At 37.8% G+C, this 18,823-nt stretch carries 14 protein-coding genes and 1 pseudogene; 9 read left to right on the top strand and 6 right to left on the bottom strand.

Features of this window, described 5'->3' with window-relative positions:
• Position 1: 1 nt before the first annotated feature.
• Complete coding sequence (locus GPZ88_RS04095) at positions 2 to 568, bottom strand: TetR/AcrR family transcriptional regulator (RefSeq protein ID WP_074869590.1); 567 nt, start codon at positions 566 to 568, stop codon at positions 2 to 4.
• Positions 569 to 880: 312 nt separating this feature from the next.
• Between GPZ88_RS04095 and lepB the strand changes: the two genes are divergently transcribed.
• The 4 genes from lepB to GPZ88_RS04075 all read left to right on the top strand — a co-directional run bounded on the left by lepB (position 881) and on the right by GPZ88_RS04075 (position 8,417).
• Complete coding sequence (lepB, locus tag GPZ88_RS04090; RefSeq protein WP_166044356.1) at positions 881 to 1,495, top strand: signal peptidase I; 615 nt, start codon at positions 881 to 883, stop codon at positions 1,493 to 1,495.
• Between the two features lie 106 nt (positions 1,496 to 1,601).
• On the top strand, positions 1,602 to 5,924 hold the full coding sequence (locus tag GPZ88_RS04085) for a SpaA isopeptide-forming pilin-related protein (protein WP_166043535.1): 4,323 nt from the start codon (positions 1,602 to 1,604) through the stop codon (positions 5,922 to 5,924).
• Between the two features lie 64 nt (positions 5,925 to 5,988).
• Positions 5,989 to 7,425 carry an isopeptide-forming domain-containing fimbrial protein gene (locus GPZ88_RS04080; RefSeq protein ID WP_166044354.1) on the top strand — a complete coding sequence of 479 codons (1,437 nt, stop codon included), beginning with the start codon at positions 5,989 to 5,991 and terminating at the stop codon, positions 7,423 to 7,425.
• A 161-nt stretch (positions 7,426 to 7,586) separates the two neighbouring features.
• A complete protein-coding gene (locus tag GPZ88_RS04075) occupies positions 7,587 to 8,417 on the top strand; it encodes a class C sortase (protein WP_166043533.1) in 831 nt (276 codons plus the stop codon).
• 21 nt (positions 8,418 to 8,438) lie between these two features.
• On the opposite strand, the gene treR is transcribed toward GPZ88_RS04075, so the two are convergent.
• Positions 8,439 to 9,161: a trehalose operon repressor gene (treR, locus tag GPZ88_RS04070; RefSeq protein WP_166043532.1), complete on the bottom strand. Its 723-nt coding sequence runs from the start codon at positions 9,159 to 9,161 to the stop codon at positions 8,439 to 8,441.
• Positions 9,162 to 9,356: 195 nt separating this feature from the next.
• Between treR and treP the strand changes: the two are divergent.
• A pseudogene (gene treP / locus GPZ88_RS04065) lies at positions 9,357 to 11,332 on the top strand (PTS system trehalose-specific EIIBC component).
• A gap of 11 nt (positions 11,333 to 11,343) precedes the next feature.
• On the top strand, positions 11,344 to 12,984 hold the full coding sequence (gene treC, locus GPZ88_RS04060; RefSeq protein WP_166043529.1) for an alpha,alpha-phosphotrehalase: 1,641 nt from the start codon (positions 11,344 to 11,346) through the stop codon (positions 12,982 to 12,984).
• On the opposite strand, the gene GPZ88_RS04055 is transcribed toward treC, so the two are convergent.
• The 4 genes from GPZ88_RS04055 to rpmF form a co-directional block, all read right to left on the bottom strand.
• Positions 12,970 to 13,296, bottom strand: coding sequence for a hypothetical protein (locus GPZ88_RS04055; RefSeq protein ID WP_166043527.1), 327 nt, complete (start codon positions 13,294 to 13,296; stop codon positions 12,970 to 12,972). The genes treC and GPZ88_RS04055 overlap by 15 nt on opposite strands.
• Positions 13,297 to 13,393: 97 nt before the next feature.
• Positions 13,394 to 13,930 carry a 2'-5' RNA ligase family protein gene (locus tag GPZ88_RS04050; protein WP_166043525.1) on the bottom strand — a complete coding sequence of 179 codons (537 nt, stop codon included), beginning with the start codon at positions 13,928 to 13,930 and terminating at the stop codon, positions 13,394 to 13,396.
• Positions 13,931 to 14,032: 102 nt separating this feature from the next.
• Positions 14,033 to 14,182 (bottom strand): 50S ribosomal protein L33, encoded by a 150-nt coding sequence (gene rpmG, locus GPZ88_RS04045; RefSeq protein WP_002262412.1) that lies wholly within the window; start codon positions 14,180 to 14,182, stop codon positions 14,033 to 14,035.
• Between the two features lie 16 nt (positions 14,183 to 14,198).
• Positions 14,199 to 14,375, bottom strand: coding sequence for a 50S ribosomal protein L32 (rpmF, locus tag GPZ88_RS04040; protein ID WP_003066947.1), 177 nt, complete (start codon positions 14,373 to 14,375; stop codon positions 14,199 to 14,201).
• 288 nt (positions 14,376 to 14,663) lie between these two features.
• Between rpmF and hisS the strand changes: the two genes are divergently transcribed.
• The 3 genes from hisS (at position 14,664) to GPZ88_RS04025 (ending at position 18,783) form a co-directional block, all read left to right on the top strand.
• Positions 14,664 to 15,941 (top strand): histidine--tRNA ligase, encoded by a 1,278-nt coding sequence (hisS, locus tag GPZ88_RS04035; protein ID WP_039696129.1) that lies wholly within the window; start codon positions 14,664 to 14,666, stop codon positions 15,939 to 15,941.
• A 155-nt stretch (positions 15,942 to 16,096) separates the two neighbouring features.
• Complete coding sequence (gene aspS, locus GPZ88_RS04030) at positions 16,097 to 17,845, top strand: aspartate--tRNA ligase (RefSeq protein ID WP_166043523.1); 1,749 nt, start codon at positions 16,097 to 16,099, stop codon at positions 17,843 to 17,845.
• Entirely contained in the window at positions 17,845 to 18,783 is a 939-nt protein-coding gene (locus GPZ88_RS04025; protein WP_039696131.1) for a YitT family protein, read from the top strand. The genes aspS and GPZ88_RS04025 overlap by 1 nt, the downstream gene beginning before the upstream one ends.
• Positions 18,784 to 18,823 lie beyond the last annotated feature (40 nt).

The following is an 18,823-nucleotide window of genomic DNA, read 5'->3' as shown; positions in this document are numbered from 1 at the left end:
TTTATGTTTCCATGGTGTAATAAGAATATAAAGGGGCTTTTGCTAAATTTAAAAAGTCTTTTTTAAATTCTTGGGGTGGCATAGGTGCTTCTTGAAGGAGCCAAGTTTTGATAATGACAACGATTTGTTCCACGATAATTTTGGTTAAGACGTCTTTGGGGAGATTAAAGGTTTCGCTTTGGGGACGAATGATGTCTATTGCCCACTCAGTGTAGGTAGATACGATGGTATCTTCAAATGGTTGGGTAATAGCAGCTGTGTGTAAGAGTCTTAAGTGTTCTCTTTTATCGTAGACAAAAGGTAGCAGGTTATCAGCAACATAATCCAAGGGATTGCCATCTTTTTCTTTATCATAATGACGACACCACTGGCGAATTTCCCAGATGATGTAGTCGTCGACATAAGTGATAATTTCATTAAAATTTCTAAAGTGTTTCTGATAAATCGCTTGTCTAGAAACACCAGCTTTTAATGCAATTTCAGAGATGGTAAAGTTTGTCTTTTGGGGAGTTTCTGCGACTAATTCGAAAAAGGCACCTATGATTTTTTCACGTGTGTATCTTGCCATAGTGTTTTCCTCCAATGATAGTTTGTATTTTACCATAAAACAAAAGAGTTTTTCTCATTATTAGAAAAGAAAGATAATTGCCTATTCTAGCTAATCTACACCTTGTAAACCTTGATAAATTAACATTATGTCTATCTTTTTTCTAATTTTATTGTTTTTGGGTTTACGGAGTGTAAATAAAAAATGATAGCTTTTTACTAGATATGAGGATAAAATTAATTCGGAAAAAAGGAGATCAGGTCAAAAAGCTGTCATATTAAGCCTAGGAGTTTGTTAGGAGTCATTAGAAGCGAAAAAGGATTTGTAGTCAAAATGAAAAAGTTTTGTACTGTCAGGACGCAAGGAATAAGCATAAGTGATTTACCTGATTCAAAGGAACTATTAAAAGAACTAAGCAAAGTAAAGTATCGAGAGCGTTATTTTCGGACGCTCAGAGGAACGATTTTTGCTTTGATTACAGTGGCTGCGTCAGCAGTATTAGTAGCGAGCATTTGGTTACCAGTTCTACAAATTTATGGCAATTCTATGACACCTAATTTGGAGGCTGGGGATATGGTAGTCTCTGTCAATAGTAAACGTCTGGAACAAGGTGATGTAGTGGCTTTTTATTATAATAACAAGATTCTAGTAAAGCGTGTGATTGCAACATCTGGTCAATGGGTCAACATAGATAAAAAAGGTAATGTCTCTGTTGATGGTAAAAAATTGAAAGAGCCTTATTTGCAAAAACATGAAAGGGCTTACGGAGAGACTAATATTAATTTACCCTATCAAGTTCCTGATAGTCATTATTTTGTTATGGGAGATCATCGCAGTGTGTCGATAGATTCTCGAAATAAGGCGGTTGGTACGGTTAGTGAAGATCAAATCGTTGGAAAATTAACCTTTCGGATTTGGCCGCTAACACGTTTAGGAGCAATTGAGTAACAAGGATTTATAGCAAAAGAAAGGAGTTCTTATGAAAAAGCTGTGGCTCAATCTGATGACTCGATTTAAGCTGAGGCTTAGGGAAAGTATTATTGCAAGGATAGCTTTGGCTTTATCGATTATTGTCGTTTTTTGTACAACTTATGCTTTAATTTTACCCGCCCTAACTGTCAGTACGGATAATCGTTCAGCTCTGATGCAATCAGCTGAAAATGTTTCTACCGAGCAACTAGAAAGCTCAGAAGAAAAGATGCAAGTGGAAGCTTCAAGTTCTGAACAAGAAACATCAGAACAGAAAGACAGTCAGACCTCTTTAGATACGTCTTTAGAAGCTAGACGGTTGCAAGAAACAGCTGATAACCTAACAGTAGTGGCAGATTTTACGCAAGGGACTTTTACAGAGGAGGTCTCTTTGAAAGTTAGACCGATAGCAGACACGGGAGAGATTAATCAAAAAATATCTACTGTTTTACGTGAAACAAAGCAGAGTCTGTCTAAGGCATTATCTTATGATATTTCTTTTATTAATGCGGCTGGTCAGGAAGTTGAACCTCAAAAAGAAGTCACTGTTTCCTTGCAGTTCAATGCTGCGATAACTAGTTCGAAGTTGCAAAGCAGCTGGAAGTTATATCATTTCATTGGTAATGATATCAACCATGTAGAAGATTTGACGCACGAAAGTGACACCAATATTGAGCAGGACAGTTCAGAAAATGTTAAAAGTATTGGCTTTAAGTCGGATTCCTTTTCTACGTATACCTTAGCTGGGGTAACTTATGCAGATTTTACAGAATACTTAACGGGTTATTCTTATGATGAAAAAACTGTTGAAGAAAATCTGGCAACAAAGGTTGTGACTGTTGATTTGGAGCTTGATTACACGATTTTTAAGGCTCATCTGGTTGCAGATAGGTATTATTATCTAGAATTACCCAATGGGACGGCTATTGGGCAAGATATAAATCTTGGGACAGAATATATCGGCAAGGATACGAATCAAGTTGATGCTTATACTTATCAATTCATTTATGATGATAGTTCTGGAAAGTACTATATCTTGATTGCTTTTATTGAAAGTTATGTCAATGATATTACCGATGGCACACAGTCAAAAGGGTGGATAAAATACGATGCGACCTATGGTAGTGACTATCAGCAAAATGATGGGAGTTATCAAGTGATTTATTCGGATGACCTTATCGTGACCATTCCAGAAAATGATATTAAAAAGAATTACGATTTAACAACATCTAAATCAGGTTCGGTTACTTACGATGGCGATACGCCTTACTTGACTTATACTGTTAAGGTTGATTCAAAATTTGGCACACCAAGTTCAATTGATATCAAAGATATTCTGAAAGCATCAGGCATTTCTCTGGCTGCTATTGATTCTGTTACTGTCAGTAAATCAACTTATGCTGGAAATAGTGGTAATGTTACTTCAACAGAAACTCTTCCATCTAAAGCTTATTCTTATGATTTTGATGTCTCAAATAAGACTTTGAACATGATGCTTCCACAGTTAATATCTGGGGGAACAGATTCAGCTGGTAATGTTATTGGGCACTTTTATACCATTACTTACCGTTATAAGATTTCTGGTTTAACAGCTGGTTCATCAGTTACGGCAAATAACACGGTGAGTGCAAGTTCGCAGACAGATACAAGTGATAAACAGTCACATACAAGTAGTTCTCAAGTAACTTTAGCTCTAAATCAACTTGATAAAAAAGGACAGTACAACGATTCTGATGGCACGATTACTTGGACGATTAGAGTCAATGAGGGACAAAGTGATATTGCTGGTGCCCGATTAACCGATGAGATGTTTGCGGCAACCAGTGACCTAACCATTTCACCAGAAGCTGGAGCAACTATTGAGTACAAAAATGGAAAAATTTCAGGCATTCGATTTAGCGCCCTTACAAATGGTAAAAATACAAATAGCTATACCATTACTTACACAACGCCAGTTGATTTTACGGATGCAGGCTGGGACGATAGTACCATCAAAAATAAAGTTGTTTTAGATGATGATGGAAAAACGTTAACAACGACCGATCAAACGATTAAGGAAGCAGAGGTAACTCTTCCAGGAACAGGAGATATTACCAAAGAAGTGTCAGAGGTCATGGAGTTATCTGAACCAGGTGTCAGAGAAGTGGTTTGGGATGTTGAGATAAAAATGCCAAATTCAGGAGTGCTTAAAAAGGGGACAGTGTTTACAGATACATTGAAAGATCCGTGGAGTCCAAACGCTGATGTTCATTGGTACACTAAAGCGCAGTTGGAAGATCTTTACCACCGATTAGAAGAAGTTTTAGGAAAGAACAATTTTACATTAGAGGCACGTCAATCTTATTCTGATTATACGGATTACAGCCATTTAAGAGATAATGTTCACTATACAGAGTTTAAAGTGACTCTAACAGCTGATAAAACATCTTCAAAGAATGTCATGATTCATTATAGATCAATGATTAGCCTGGAGAAGAGTTCTAATCAACGTTATAGTAATCACATCATATCAGGAACTCACAGTGTTAGTACGGAGTACAATTATAGTAAGGACTCTAACGTCGTCAAAACTGATGGCCATGGTAATTCTGGAACAACTAAAACGACAAGTGCTGACGGAACGGTTACTTGGATGGTCAAAGTTGAGTTAGATGATAGTGCTACAAGTATGGTAGTGACGGATACTTTGCCAGAAGGTATTAGCTTAACAGGTCTATCATATGGTCAACGCTGGGGACAAATTAAGGCTAATCTTGATAGCGGTAGCTTGACACAAGGAAGTAACGGCTGGGGAACCTATAACATTGCTTTAGACGGAACAGTTTCAAGTGATGGTGTGGTAACGCTAGATTTCACGACAACTGATGGTAAGAGTTTAAAGAACAACATTGGTGGAAACAGTGACTTTTGGATGACTTTTACAACTCACTACGATGATTTTACAGAAGGCAGTTCTAAGTTAGTCAAATCTCTCACAAATAATGTTTCTGTTACAGTCAATGGTGAGGATTATGGCTCAGATAATCAGACGCAAGAAGTAACGTTTAGTTCAGATGAGGGGAACTCTACAACGCCTGATGTTAAACCAATTGCTAAATCAGGTGAATGGGATAATGCCAAACGTCAGTTGACTTACAGCTTGTCAATCAATCCTCAAGCAGATGATTTAGTTGAAGGCTCAGACACGATAACTTTGACGGATGTTATGCATAATTGGTCAAATGTGATTTCTGAATATCTTATTCAAGATTCAGTGAAACTTTACTACACTGATGGTACTGAAGTTCCAGCCAGCGAATGGGCTTGGAAGATAAGTTCAACAGATGATGGGTGGGGCAATCATTATCACACCTTAGTGGTGACAATGAAAGATTCTAAGGCTTATATTCTTGATTACTCTTATCAATTAACAAAACCAAATGAAGATGCTGCCGCTTATTATTATCCTCACAATACGGCGACGCTTGAAGGCATAGCAAATGGCTCAGATCACACCACAACGACAGTTCATTGGCAAAGAACGGGAACAAGTTCTGGATTTGATACTGAGAAAGCTTATATTATTAGCAAAGTTGATGCGGATAATTTTGGTTTAGATTTAGAAGGAGCAGTCTTTACTGTTTATAAATATGACGGTGACTCAGATGATAGTAACGATGAAATCGTGACGACTTATCAGACAAATGCCAAAGGTCTCATCTCTATTGTCTACTCTTCGGGTAACTATCAAGAAGATCAGATTTACTATGCTAAGGAGACACAAGCTCCGGCAGGATACGAGTTGCCAGATAATCCTTCTAAACACTATTTCTATTGGGATGAGGATGGTAGTTTTTCGGCTTTGCCGATAACTATTTCCAAATTAACCAATCTCTCAGAAAATAATGGTTCAGATTTTGTTGAAAATAAAAAAGCCAAGACTATTAATCTTACGGTTAAAAAGCAATGGTTCGATGCAGATGGTCAGGAAATAGGCAGTGCAGACGGTTCGATTGTATATGATGTGATACAAGTCGCAACAAAGGAAAATGGAGAAAGAACTGAGACATTTTATAAGTCTGGTGAGACTATGAGTCATTCAGATGATTGGACAAAAACTTACTCTAATTTACCATTAACAGATGCTCAAAAGACTGTTACTTATACTTATTATGTTCGAGAGCATGCAACTAGTGGATTTGACATTAGTTATGATAATGGAGCTCAAGCATCAGAAGAACCATCGACTCTTGCCTTGGCTTCAGATTCGGCTCTTATTGTTATGAAAAATACTGCGCAGAAACGATACGCTTTACCCAAAACGGGTGGTAAAGGTGGTATTTGGTACTACGCTCTTGGAGCAATATGCATACTGATTGTAGTAGGGGTGTTGATAGCATTTATATACGGCAAAGGTGGTGTTGCTTAACGAAGACGAGTAACTGCCTTGAAGTAAATAAATATTTATATTGATTTAAAGGAAAGGACTTATGATGAAAAAGCTTAAATTATTTTTGGCAACCTTGCTAGCTCTTGTTTTTGCCTTTTCAGCAGGCAAAGTAAAAGCTTATGACATTACTGTTGATAACGCAGGTAGCGGTACTTATGAATCATACCGTATCTTTACAGGAACGTTATCAGAAGATGGAAAAACTCTTTCAAATATTAAATGGGGAGATGGCATTACAGAAGCAGGTCGAACTGCTTTACAAGAAAAATACAAAGTGAGTTCTGCCGCAGCTCTTGCTGAGGTGATTGGAGCAGAAGGCTTCACAGCAACGCAGGCAGAAGAATTTGCGAAAGAGGCCGGTCAATATTTACAAAATCCCGGCGGTTTAACAGGACTTACTGCTGGTTATTATCTTGTGCAAAATAAAACAGTTGGTAGTAATGAAGCCTACACTGACTATATCTTAGAAGTTGTTGGAAATGTTACTGTAACACCAAAGACTGATATTCCTACACTAGAGAAAAAGGTCAAAGATACAGATGATACTACGGGTGAAGTAACAGATTGGCAAGATTCGGCTGATTACGATTTTGACGATAGCGTGCCTTTCCAATTGACCGCTACTTTGCCAAGTAATTTCGATAGTTATGAAACTTATTATTTTGAAATTACAGACTCTCTCTCAGATGGCTTAACTTACAATAAAGATGCTAAAATTTATCTTGTAAATGGTAATCAAAAAGACGATGTTACAAAGAACTTTACTATTGAAACTGCTAATGAATTAAGTTTTAAGATTGATAATTTAAAAGCTGTTTCAGGTGTTACAGCGTCATCTAAAATTGTTGTTGAATACACTGCAACACTTAATAAGAGTGCTGTTATTGGAAAGATAGGAAATCCAAATACGGCTAAATTAATTTATTCAAACAATCCAAATAGCCGAGGAACTGCTGGTAGCACGACAGAAACACCAGAAGACACGGTCATTGTCTTTACTTATAAAACAGTTGTCAATAAAGTTGACAATAAACAAACTTCTTTGGCAGGAGCAGAGTTTACATTGTACAAAAAGTTAGCAGATGGTTCTCAAAAAGCTGTTACGGCCATTAAAAATGATGCAGGGACAACTTTTGAGTTTAAAGGACTTGATGCCGGTGACTATATTTTGTCAGAAACAACAACACCAAACGGTTATAACACTATCGACGATATTGAATTTACCATCACTGCAGAACATGATGTCTTATCAGACAATCCTGCTTTGACATCTCTCTCAGGAAATGCAGCCAGTGGTGAAATTACCTTTACTTCAGCTGTGACTGAAGGTTCGGTGTCAACGGATGTTGTCAACAAGAAAGGGGCAACTCTTCCGTCAACTGGTGGAACTGGGACAAGACTTCTTTATGTATTAGGTTTTATCCTCATCTTTGGAGCTGGTATCTTATTAGTAACCAAAAAACGTATGCATACTAAGTAACGAATTGCTATAGGGAATCAATCGGCAAGGTTATTTATCAGCGTTAACACTTTACACCAAGGACTTTTTTGTAAAGTTCTTGTTTACAACCTTGTCAACTTGATGTTGGGAGTGATTACTTACTATCACTCCCTTTCCTATGTTTTAGAAAGAAAAATGTAATGCGATTTAGAAAATTCAAAGAGAATTTTGCTACAGCTATATTGATTAGTTTGCTACTAGTTGGTTTGTCCTTGGTTTTGTATCCGACAGTTAGTGATTATTGGAATTCATTTCATCAGTCAAAAGCAGTAGCTTCTTATTTGCAAGATGTTGAGGATATGGAAGAGAGTAAAAAGGATAGTTTGCGAGAAGAGGCGCGTGTCTATAATGAAAAACTTCCTCAAAACGTGACACCAAGTTTACAGGTAAGTGGGTACGACAAGACTCTTTACAATGAAACTTTCAAGGTATCAAAATCAGGGATTATGGCTTACATTGAGATACCAAAGTTAAATACCACACTTCCTATTTATCACGGGACAGACGAGACTGTTTTGCAAGTAGCTATTGGTCATATTCCGGGAACATCTTTTCCTATAGGAGGAAAAGGTAGTCATGCGGTGGTTTCTGGTCATAGAGGCTTGCCATCAGCAAGATTGTTTACAGATATTGATCATTTGGTAGAAGGAGATATATTCTTAATTCAGGTTTTAGATGAAACGTTGACTTATCAAGTAGATCAAATATTGACGGTGCTTCCGCAGGAAGTGTCAGCTTTACGTGTTGATCCCGATCAAGATTATGTCACTTTAACGACATGTACGCCTTACGGGATTAATACTCATCGTTTGTTGGTTCGAGGTCATCGTGTGGCAAATCTTAAAGGAGATGTTCGCGTGGTTTCAGAAGCGAGCCAAGTAGAGGTCTTACTGATTGCACCATTTATTGCCATTTTGATTTTTGTCGTGATTTTATTGGTGATAGTTGTTTATTGCAAGTGGCGACAATAGTAAAACTAGTTAGCTTTCGGGCTAACTAGTTTTTTGGTTAGTTCGTGTAGCAAAATCAACAAAGCGAAATTTTTCGAGTTTGTGTCGGCTTTCGGTGAATTGAAATTGCTGCTTGTTGGCAAGATAGACTTTTGATTTAACGGAAACGACGTGGTGCTCAGCACCAATATCAAGAAGAAGGTTATCACGGTCATTGAGTTGGTCAATGGTGATTTCTTTTTGGGCATAAGCAATAATCAAGTGAAGTTGTTTTTCAAGATAGTAATAAATAGATTGCTCAGCTATTTCTCGTGTCATATCTGGCACGATTTTTTTATCTAGGTAATCAATATCAAGGACAGAAGCTGTGCCATCAACTACTCGTTGACGAATCACGCGCCAAACTAAACTATTCTTTTTAAAACCAGTCAGCGCAGCTAATTTTTCATCGACAATGAGCTTATCAATAGAAATGACATTGGTTTTAGAGTCAATGCCATAACTATCAACCAGCTCTTTATAGCTTGTGAGTTGTGAAACTGGAAAATCAATGGTTTCATGTTTGATAACCTGTGAACCAGAGCCATGTATTTTTTGAATGAGGCCTGCTTCGGCTAACAATTTCAAGGCTTTTCGAATAGTATCGCGGCTCATTTGATAAGTTTGAGTGAGTTCGTTTTCAGTAGGGAGGAAATCTCCAGCCTGATAAACACCTGATGTAATATCTTGTTCAATTTTTTTAAAAACTTGTTCGTATTTTTTCATGGTATTTTTTGAAAATCTCTGTAATTTTTAAAGTTGTTTTTAAAATACCATACAACTTGAGAAAATTCAAGAAAATTTAGGGGGATTTTATACAAACAACTTGCCTACAAAATAGAAACCGATTACAATGTTTGGTGTAAATAAAGCTAGCGACTATTTATAGATTAACGAAGGAGTCGGTTTAACCGAAGACATATGGGAAAATTCGAAAAAGATGCCCGTGAAATGCTTGAAGCTATTGGCGGGAAAGAAAATATTGCAGCAGTAACTCACTGTGCAACGCGGATGCGTTTTGTACTAAATGATGACAGTAAAGCAGATGTTAAGCGTCTGGAAGCTATTCCTGCTGTTAAAGGAACATTTACAAATGCAGGACAGTTCCAAGCTATCATCGGAAACGATGTTCCTATCTTTTACAATGATTTCACAGCGATTTCTGGCATTGAAGGTGTATCAAAAGAAGCTGCTAAATCAGCTGCGCAGAAGAATCAGAATTGGCTTCAACGTGCCTTGTCAATGCTGGCTGAAATTTTTACTCCAATTATTCCAGCCATTATCGTTGGTGGTTTGATTCTTGGATTTCGTAATATCTTAGAGGGTGTGGAATGGTCAGCTTTGAATGGGAAAACCATTGTTGAAGTTTCTCAATTCTGGGCTGGAGTGAATTCCTTCTTATGGTTGCCGGGTGAAGCAATCTTCCATTACTTGCCAGTTGGAATTGTTTGGTCAGTGACACGTAAAATGGGAACTAGTCAAATTCTGGGGATTGTTCTGGGAATTTGTTTGGTTTCACCAAATCAATTACTAAATGCTTATAGCGTAGCAAGTACTTCAGCAGCTGACATTGCAGCTGACTGGACTTGGGATTTTGGTTATTTTGCTGTTCAAAAGATTGGTTACCAAGCTCAAGTTATTCCAGCGCTCTTAGCCGGTTTATCTCTGGCTTACTTAGAACGTTTCTGGCGTAAACACATTCCAGAAGTGATTTCAATGATTTTTGTACCATTTCTGTCGTTGATTCCGGCTTTGATTCTAGCACACACAGTTCTTGGTCCAATTGGGTGGACATTTGGTAAAGGAATCTCAGCAGTTGTTCTTGCTGGTTTGACAGGTCCAGTAAAATGGCTTTTCGGAGCAATCTTTGGTGCACTTTATGCCCCACTGGTTATCACAGGATTGCATCACATGACCAATGCGATTGATACACAATTGATCGCTGATGCTGGTGGTACTGGATTATGGCCGATGATTGCTTTGTCAAATATCGCTCAAGGTTCAGCCGTTTTAGCTTTCTACATTATGAATCGTCATGATGAGCGTGAGGCACAAATTTCGTTGCCAGCAGCTATCTCAGCTTACCTAGGCGTTACAGAACCAGCTCTTTTTGGGATTAACTTGAAGTACGTTTATCCATTTGTAGCTGGAATGATTGGTTCAGGTCTTGCAGGTCTTTTCTGTACAAGCTTTAATATTACAGCTAATGCAATTGGTATTGGAGGGCTTCCAGGAATCCTTTCTATTCAAGCAAAATATATGGGCTTCTTTGCCATCAATATGTTGATTGCCATCGCTGTACCATTTGCCTTGACTTTTATGTTCCGCAAAATTGGTTTCTTAACAAAAGCAGAAGATGATGCTAAAAAAGAGATCAGTCACAAGTACAAGCAGTAGTTGAAGCTAAGAAGGATGCTGAATCACCTGCTGGTACGGTTGTCGCTATTCAAAGTCCCCTTCTTGGGCATGCTAAAAATTTGAGCCAAGCCCCTGACCCTGTTTTTGCACAAGGAGTTATGGGACAAGGACTTGTGATTGAACCAGTCGAAGGTGAGTTAGTGGCACCGGTTGATGGTGTTGTATCAGCAATTTTTCCAACAAAACATGCCATCGGTTTAATCTCACAAGAAGGCGTAGAATTATTGATGCATATTGGAATGGATACAGTAAATCTTGATGGTAAAGGCTTTACAGCTCATGTCAAGCAAGGTGATAAAGTGAGTGTTGGTGATGCTTTGATTAGCTTTGATATTGAGATGATTAAGGCTGCCGGATATTCGGTTGACACTCCTGTCATTGTAACCAATCAAAATGATTTCCAAACAGATATGACAAGACAATTACCATGTGACATTAAACGTGGCGAAACTATTTTTACAGCTAGCAAATTGTCCTAAAGGAGTAAAAAGTGACATTTGATAAAAGAAAAGTCGTTTATCAGATTTATCCAAAATCTTATAAAGACACAACTGGAAACGGTATTGGTGATTTACGAGGTATTATTGAAAAATTACCCTATTTGGAAGAATTAGGTGTTGATGTCATCTGGCTCAACCCCTTCTACCCAAGTCCTCAACGTGATAACGGATATGATATTTCGGATTACACAGCTATCAACCCTTTATTTGGAAGTATGGCTGATTTTGAAGAATTGGTTCAAGCAGCTAAGGCGCATAGTATCGAGTTGATGCTTGATATGGTTTTAAATCATTGTTCAACCGAGCATGAGTGGTTCCAAAAAGCCTTAGCGGGCGATAAGTATTACCAAGATTTCTTTATTTTACGTGATCAGCCAACGAACTGGGTGTCAAAATTTGGCGGAAATGCTTGGGCGCCATTTGGAGATACGGGAAAATATTATTTACACCTTTTTGATATCAGTCAAGCTGATTTGAATTGGCGTAATCCACATGTTCGTAAAGAGTTATTCAAAGTAGTTAACTTCTGGCGTTCTAAGGGAGTTAAGGGATTTCGTTTTGATGTGATTAATTTAATCGGAAAAGACGAAGAACTCAAGGATAATGATGCCTTTGATGGCAAACCCGAATACACAGATCGTCCGATTGCTCATGACTATCTTAAAGAGTTAAATCAAGCAACATATGGTCAAGATGAAGATGGCATGACAGTTGGTGAGATGAGTTTCACAGACATTCCAAATTGCATTCAGTACAGCCATCCAGACAGTCATGAATTGGATATGGTTTTCAATTTTCATCATCTTAAAGTTGATTATGAAAACGGCCAAAAATGGACCCTAAAACCCTTTGATTTTGAGGAATTAAAACACCTCTTTCATACTTGGGGTCAAGAGATGAGTGAGGCAAATGGCTGGTCAGCCCTCTTTTGGAACAATCACGACCAACCGCGTGCTCTTAACCGTTTTGTGGATATCGAGCACTTCCGTAAGGAAGGAGCAACCATGCTTGCAGCAGCCATTCATTTATCGCGTGGCACACCATACATCTACATGGGTGAGGAAATTGGTATGCTTGACCCTGATTATGATAGCATGGCAGATTACGTCGACGTGGAGAGCTTGAATGCTTATCAAAGCTTGCTGGAATCTGGCAAGTCTGAAGCAGAATCATTTGCAATTATTCGTGCAAAATCCCGTGACAATAGCCGAGTTCCCATGCAATGGGATGCTTCTGAAAATGCTGGCTTTTCAACTGGCACGCCATGGCTAAAAGCAGGAAAAACTTATCCTGACATTAACGTCGAAAATGAAAAAAGCGGACCGATTTTCACTTTCTATCAAGAATTGATTAAGCTTAGAAAAGCCATGCCAATTATTGCTGAAGGTGATTATCAGTCAGCTTACCAAAATCATCCAAATATTTATGCTTTTGAACGTCATTTAGGCGATGAAAATCTATTAGTTTTAAATAACTTTTTTGCTAAGGATGTTACTATTGATTTGCCTGAAAGTTATCAGATTGGCAAAGTGCTACTAAGCAATTACCAAGACACAAAACTCTCAGACAAAATCACTCTAAAACCTTATCAAACTCTGGCCATTTATCAAGAAAAATCAACTAGCAAATAGAAGAACTGCAAAAATAGAGATGACAACAATAAGAGCTAGCAGAAAAATGATTTTACCAGCAAGGCTGTGTGGATTGATAGATGCCCCAAAGCTTCTCAAGCGTGTTAGGTCATCTCTTTTTTCAAATTGCTGACATTCATACCGATAGGCAGAGGCAAGAAGTCCAAGAAGGGTAAGACAGAAGCCGCATAAGATGATTTTTAGACCAAAAGGCGATAACGATTTACCAAATACCGCAGCAACTATAAAGAAAAAAATAGACAACACTAAAAAAATGAGAACAGGTCCCCTTTTATCCTGACTAGTTTTCATAAAACCTCCCCAAATAAACTTTTTCCTCATTATAGCATTAATTAGTTTAGACAATAAAAATTACCTCCCTCAAGCTCTTACTTGGGGGAGATTGTTTTTATGAGAATGTTTTTTGGAAAATATCTTGAACTTGATTGTCAGGTGTAATAGAAATCAGTTTTATTCCAATTACCTTTCCTTCAGAAAGTGATAAATGCTTCAGACAATAATAATAAGTCTTAGCCATCTTATCTTCAGCAATTCGGTTAGCAATTGTAAGATGTGGAACCCAGTTATTGGGTGAGTAAAGTGAGTCCTTGCTGAGATAATCACTTAATTGCTGATGGATATCAAAATGAAGTTTACTCATCTGCGGAGTTTTTATAGGGCTAAGAAAAATGATATTGGCATTAATAAAAGAACCAATAGATGTAAACGAAATATCAATTGGCTTATCAGGAAATGTTAAAGTTTCTAGTCCTTTTATGATATCGTCTTTGGTGGTGCCTTCGTCAAATGATGCTAAGGTAATATGTGGCTCTCTATCTGTTACTTCGTAAGCATATTGAGATAATTGGGCATCACTTAGCTCTTTCCAAAATTCTTTAATAGTCGCTTGTAGGTTATCATCCAATGTCATAATAAGTGCAAACATATCTCCACATCCCTTTAAGTATTTTAGGTAATATTATATCATCTTTTGAAAGACAATAAAAAACCACTTTAGCAATATTGCTAAAGTGGTTTTTGTATTCAATTATTTTACTTCAGTAAAGATTACGTGTTTACGCAATTTTGGTGAGTATTTTTTCAATTGAAGACGGTCTGGAGTGTTACGTTTGTTTTTTGAAGTAAGGTACAAGCGTTCACCAGATTCTTTGTGTTCAAGTGTAATATTTACGCGCATGGTATCTCCCTTCTAATTATTTAGCTGCTTTAGCGATTTTACGTCCTTTGTAGTATCCTTTAAGTGATACACGGTGAGAACGTGAGTAATCTCCAGTAGTTTCGTCAAATTTAACTGATGGAGCAGTCAATTTGTAGTGTGTACGACGTTTGTTTTTCTTCGCTTTTGAAGTGTGACGTGCAGGTACTGCCATGTTTTATTTCCTCCGATAATATTTTTAATTTGTTCTTGATTTTGAATCAACTTTAACATAATAACATATCTTTTTTGTAAAGTAAAGTTACTTGACAAAAAAATTGAAAAAGTTGGCAATTTAACGTTTTCAGGCAAGTTGTGCTTTAATAAAATACGAAAAATAAATAGTCCCTTCTTCTTTAGCTGCCCTTTTTATGATAAAATAAAGAGTGATTGAATAGCTACTATAGTAGAAAGGAATTAATGGGCTGAATTTGCAAAAATTTGGTGCCGGTATATCTTATTTATGAAATTACAAAAACCTAAAGGAACACAAGATATTTTACCTAGCGAAAGCGCTAAATGGCAATATGTCGAAGCTGTTGCACGTGAAACCTTCAAAAAATACAACTACAGTGAAATTCGTACACCAATGTTCGAACATTACGAAGTTATCAGTCGTTCAGTCGGAGATACAACTGATATCGTAACAAAAGAAATGTATGATTTCCATGATAAAGGTGACCGCCATATCACTTTGCGTCCAGAAGGAACAGCGCCAGTGGTTCGTTCTTTTGTGGAAAATAAATTATTTGCACCAGAAGTTCAAAAACCAGTTAAAATGTACTACATTGGCTCAATGTTCCGTTACGAACGTCCACAAGCTGGTCGTTTACGTGAATTCCACCAAGTCGGTGTTGAGTGCTTTGGTTCAGCAAATCCAGCTACAGACGTTGAAACAATCGCTATGGCTTACCAATTGTTCCAAACATTGGGGATTAAAGATGTAACACTTCACTTGAACACTCTAGGAAGTGCTGCTAGCCGTGCTGCTTACCGTCAAGCTTTGATTGATTATTTGACACCAATGCGTGACAAATTGTCAGCAGATAGCCAACGTCGTTTGGATGAAAACCCACTTCGTGTTCTTGACTCAAAAGAAAAAGAAGATAAAGTAGCTGTTGAAAATGCACCATCAATCCTTGATTACCTTGATGAAGAAAGTCAAGCTCACTTTGATGCTGTGCGTGAAATGCTTGAAACACTTAACATCCCATATGTAATTGATACTAATATGGTTCGTGGACTTGACTACTACAACCACACTATCTTTGAATTCATCACAACTGTTGATAAATCTGAGTTGACAATCTGTGCAGGTGGTCGCTACGATAGCCTTGTTGAATACTTTGACGGACCAGAAACACCTGGATTTGGTTTTGGACTTGGTCTTGAACGTTTGCTTCTTATCTTGGACAAACAAGGTATTGAATTGCCAGTTGAAAAAGAAATGGACGCCTACATCGCTGTCTTGGGACAAGGTGCTAATATTAAAGCTTTGGAATTGGTACAAGCTATCCGTAACCAAGGCTTCTCAGCTGAACGTGATTACCTTGGACGCAAGATTAAAGCACAATTCAAATCAGCTGACGCTTTCAATGCTAAAACAGTCATCACATTAGGTGAAAGCGAAATTGAAGCAGGTCAAGTCACTGTTAAAAACAATAAAACACGTGAAGAAGTTTCAGTCAGCTTTGCAGATATCGAAACAAACTTTGCAGAAATTCTTGCTAAATTGAGCTAAGAAAGCAATCTTTGCAAAAAGTTATGAGCTCTTTGTTAATGAAAAGGCTTAATGAGAAAAGAATTTGAAAAACTCCCCCACATGGGTGGGGTTTTTCTTTGCTTTTTGCTATAATAGATGGGAATGAATAAATTTAAAACGGAGAATCATATCAAATGAAACGTACAATGTATGCTGGTCGTGTTCGCAGCGAACACATTGGCCAAGAAATTACTCTAAAAGGTTGGGTCGGACGTCGTCGTGACCTCGGTGGACTTATTTTCATCGATCTTCGTGACCGCGAAGGTATCATGCAATTAGTCATCAACCCAGAGAAAGTTTCAAGTGATGTTATGGCAACTGCAGAAAGCCTTCGTAACGAATTCGTTATCGAAGTAACTGGTGTCGTTGCACAACGTGAACAAGAAAACACTAACTTGCCAACTGGTGCTGTTGAATTGAAAGTATCAGCATTGACAGTTTTGAACACCGCTAAAACAACACCATTTGAAATCAAAGATGATGTGGAAGTTAGCGATGATAACCGTCTTCGTTACCGTTACTTGGATCTTCGTCGTCCAAAAATGCTTAACAACTTCAAATTGCGTGCCAAAGTAACTCACTCAATCCGTAACTACTTGGATGGTTTAGAGTTTATCGATGTTGAAACACCAATGTTGACAAAATCAACTCCAGAAGGTGCGCGTGACTACTTGGTACCAAGTCGTGTGAACCAAGGTCATTTCTACGCTTTGCCACAAAGTCCACAAATTACAAAACAATTGTTGATGAACGCTGGTTTTGACCGCTACTATCAAATCGTTAAATGTTTCCGTGACGAAGACTTGCGTGGTGACCGTCAACCTGAATTTACACAGGTCGATATGGAAACTTCATTCTTGTCAGACAAAGATATCCAAGATATCACTGAAGGAATGATTGCTAAAGTCATGAAAGACACTAAAGGAATCGACGTTACATTGCCATTCCCACGTATGTCTTATGACGATGCAATGAACAACTACGGTTCAGATAAACCTGATACACGTTTTGAAATGCTTTTACAAGACTTGACAGACCTTGTCAAGGATGTTGACTTCAAAGTCTTCTCACAAGCTCCAGTCGTAAAAGCAATCGTTGTTAAAGGTAATGCAGATAAATACTCACGTAAAAGCATTGATAAATTAACAGAATTCGCAAAACAATTTGGTGCCAAAGGTCTTGCTTGGGTTAAATTTACTGATGGTTCTCTTAACGGACCTGTTGCCAAATTCTTGACAAATATTGAAGATAAGTTGACAGCAAGTTTACAACTTGAAGACAATGATTTGGTACTTTTCGTTGCTGATACACTTGAAGTAGCTAACAACACACTTGGTGCACTTCGTACACGTATCGCTAAAGAACTTGATATGGTTGACAACTCTAAATTCAACTTCCTTTGGGTTGTTGATTGGCCAATGTTTGAATGGTCTGAAGAAGAAGGACGTTACATGTCAGCTCACCACCCATTCACATTGCCGACTGAAGAATCAGCTCACGAATTAGAAGGTGACCTTGCTAAAGTTCGTGCCGTTGCATACGATATCGTTCTTAACGGTTATGAACTCGGTGGTGGTAGCCTACGTATCAACCAACGTGAATTGCAAGAACGTATGTTCAAAGCTCTTGGCTTTACAGCTGAAGAAGCAGCTGACCAATTTGGTTTCTTGCTAGAAGCTATGAATTACGGATTCCCACCACACGGTGGACTTGCTATCGGTCTTGACCGTTTCGTTATGCTTCTTGCTGGTGAAGACAACATTCGTGAAGTTATTGCCTTCCCTAAAAATAACAAAGCAACTGACCCAATGACACAAGCACCTAGCCTTGTTTCAGACAAACAATTAGAAGAATTGGCTTTAGCAACTAAAACTAATAACTAATGATTAAAAAAGCATCTTTAAAAAAGAAAACAAAGTATATCGTTAGCCGTTGGGCTAAGAAATATGGCCTTTTAAAAACGATGCAAAGCATTTCAAGAGAGAAGTACGCGGAAAAAATTTCCGCTTCTCTTTTTTATGGTTTGCTTTCAGCTATCGCGGTAAACTTCTTCTTCCAACCAGGACATGTCTATTCAAGTGGCGCAACTGGTTTGGCACAGGTTTTGTCAGCGATTAGTGAGCGTTTGATTGGTTTTAGATTACCGATTTCTATCGTTTTTTATGCCATTAATTTGCCGCTATTAATCTTGGCTTGGTATAAAATTGGTCATAAATTTACCGTTTTTACTCTGATTACAGTTTCTATGAGTTCATTCTTCATCCAAATTGTTCCAGAGATTACGCTAACAACTGATCCACTTGTCAATGCTATTTTTGGTGGTTTGGTTATGGGTACTGGGGTTGGATTTAGTTTGAAATCACGTATTTCTAGTGGTGGTACTGACATTGTCAGCTTGACCATTCGTAAAAAAACGGGACGTGATGTCGGAAGTATTTCCCTTATGGTAAATGGCGTCATCATGATTTTTGCGGGCATCCTATTTGGTTGGCAATATGCGCTTTACTCAATGGTGACTATTTTTGTTTCAAGTCGTGTGACGAATGCGATTTTCACAAAACAAAAGAAAATGCAGGCAATGATTGTAACCAGCTGCCCAGAAAAAGTTATCGCTATGATTCACACTAAACTTCATCGTGGAGTGACACAGATAAATAATGCTGAGGGAACTTACAATCATGAAAAGAAAGCAGTTCTGCTAGCTATTATTACTCGTGAAGAGTACAATGATTTCAGATATTTAATGAGGAAAACAGATCCTAAGGCCTTTGTTTCGGTTGCTGAAAATGTTCATATTATTGGACGTTTTGTTGATGACTAACCTTTTGATTAATTTCCTATAATTAGTTTTAGGAGGAGTG

This window comes from Streptococcus ruminicola (assembly GCF_011387195.1).
Taxonomy (GTDB): domain Bacteria; phylum Bacillota; class Bacilli; order Lactobacillales; family Streptococcaceae; genus Streptococcus; species Streptococcus ruminicola.
The sequence above is the reverse complement of the archived record's forward strand: the minus strand, read 5'-3'. Positions and strand labels throughout refer to the sequence as shown.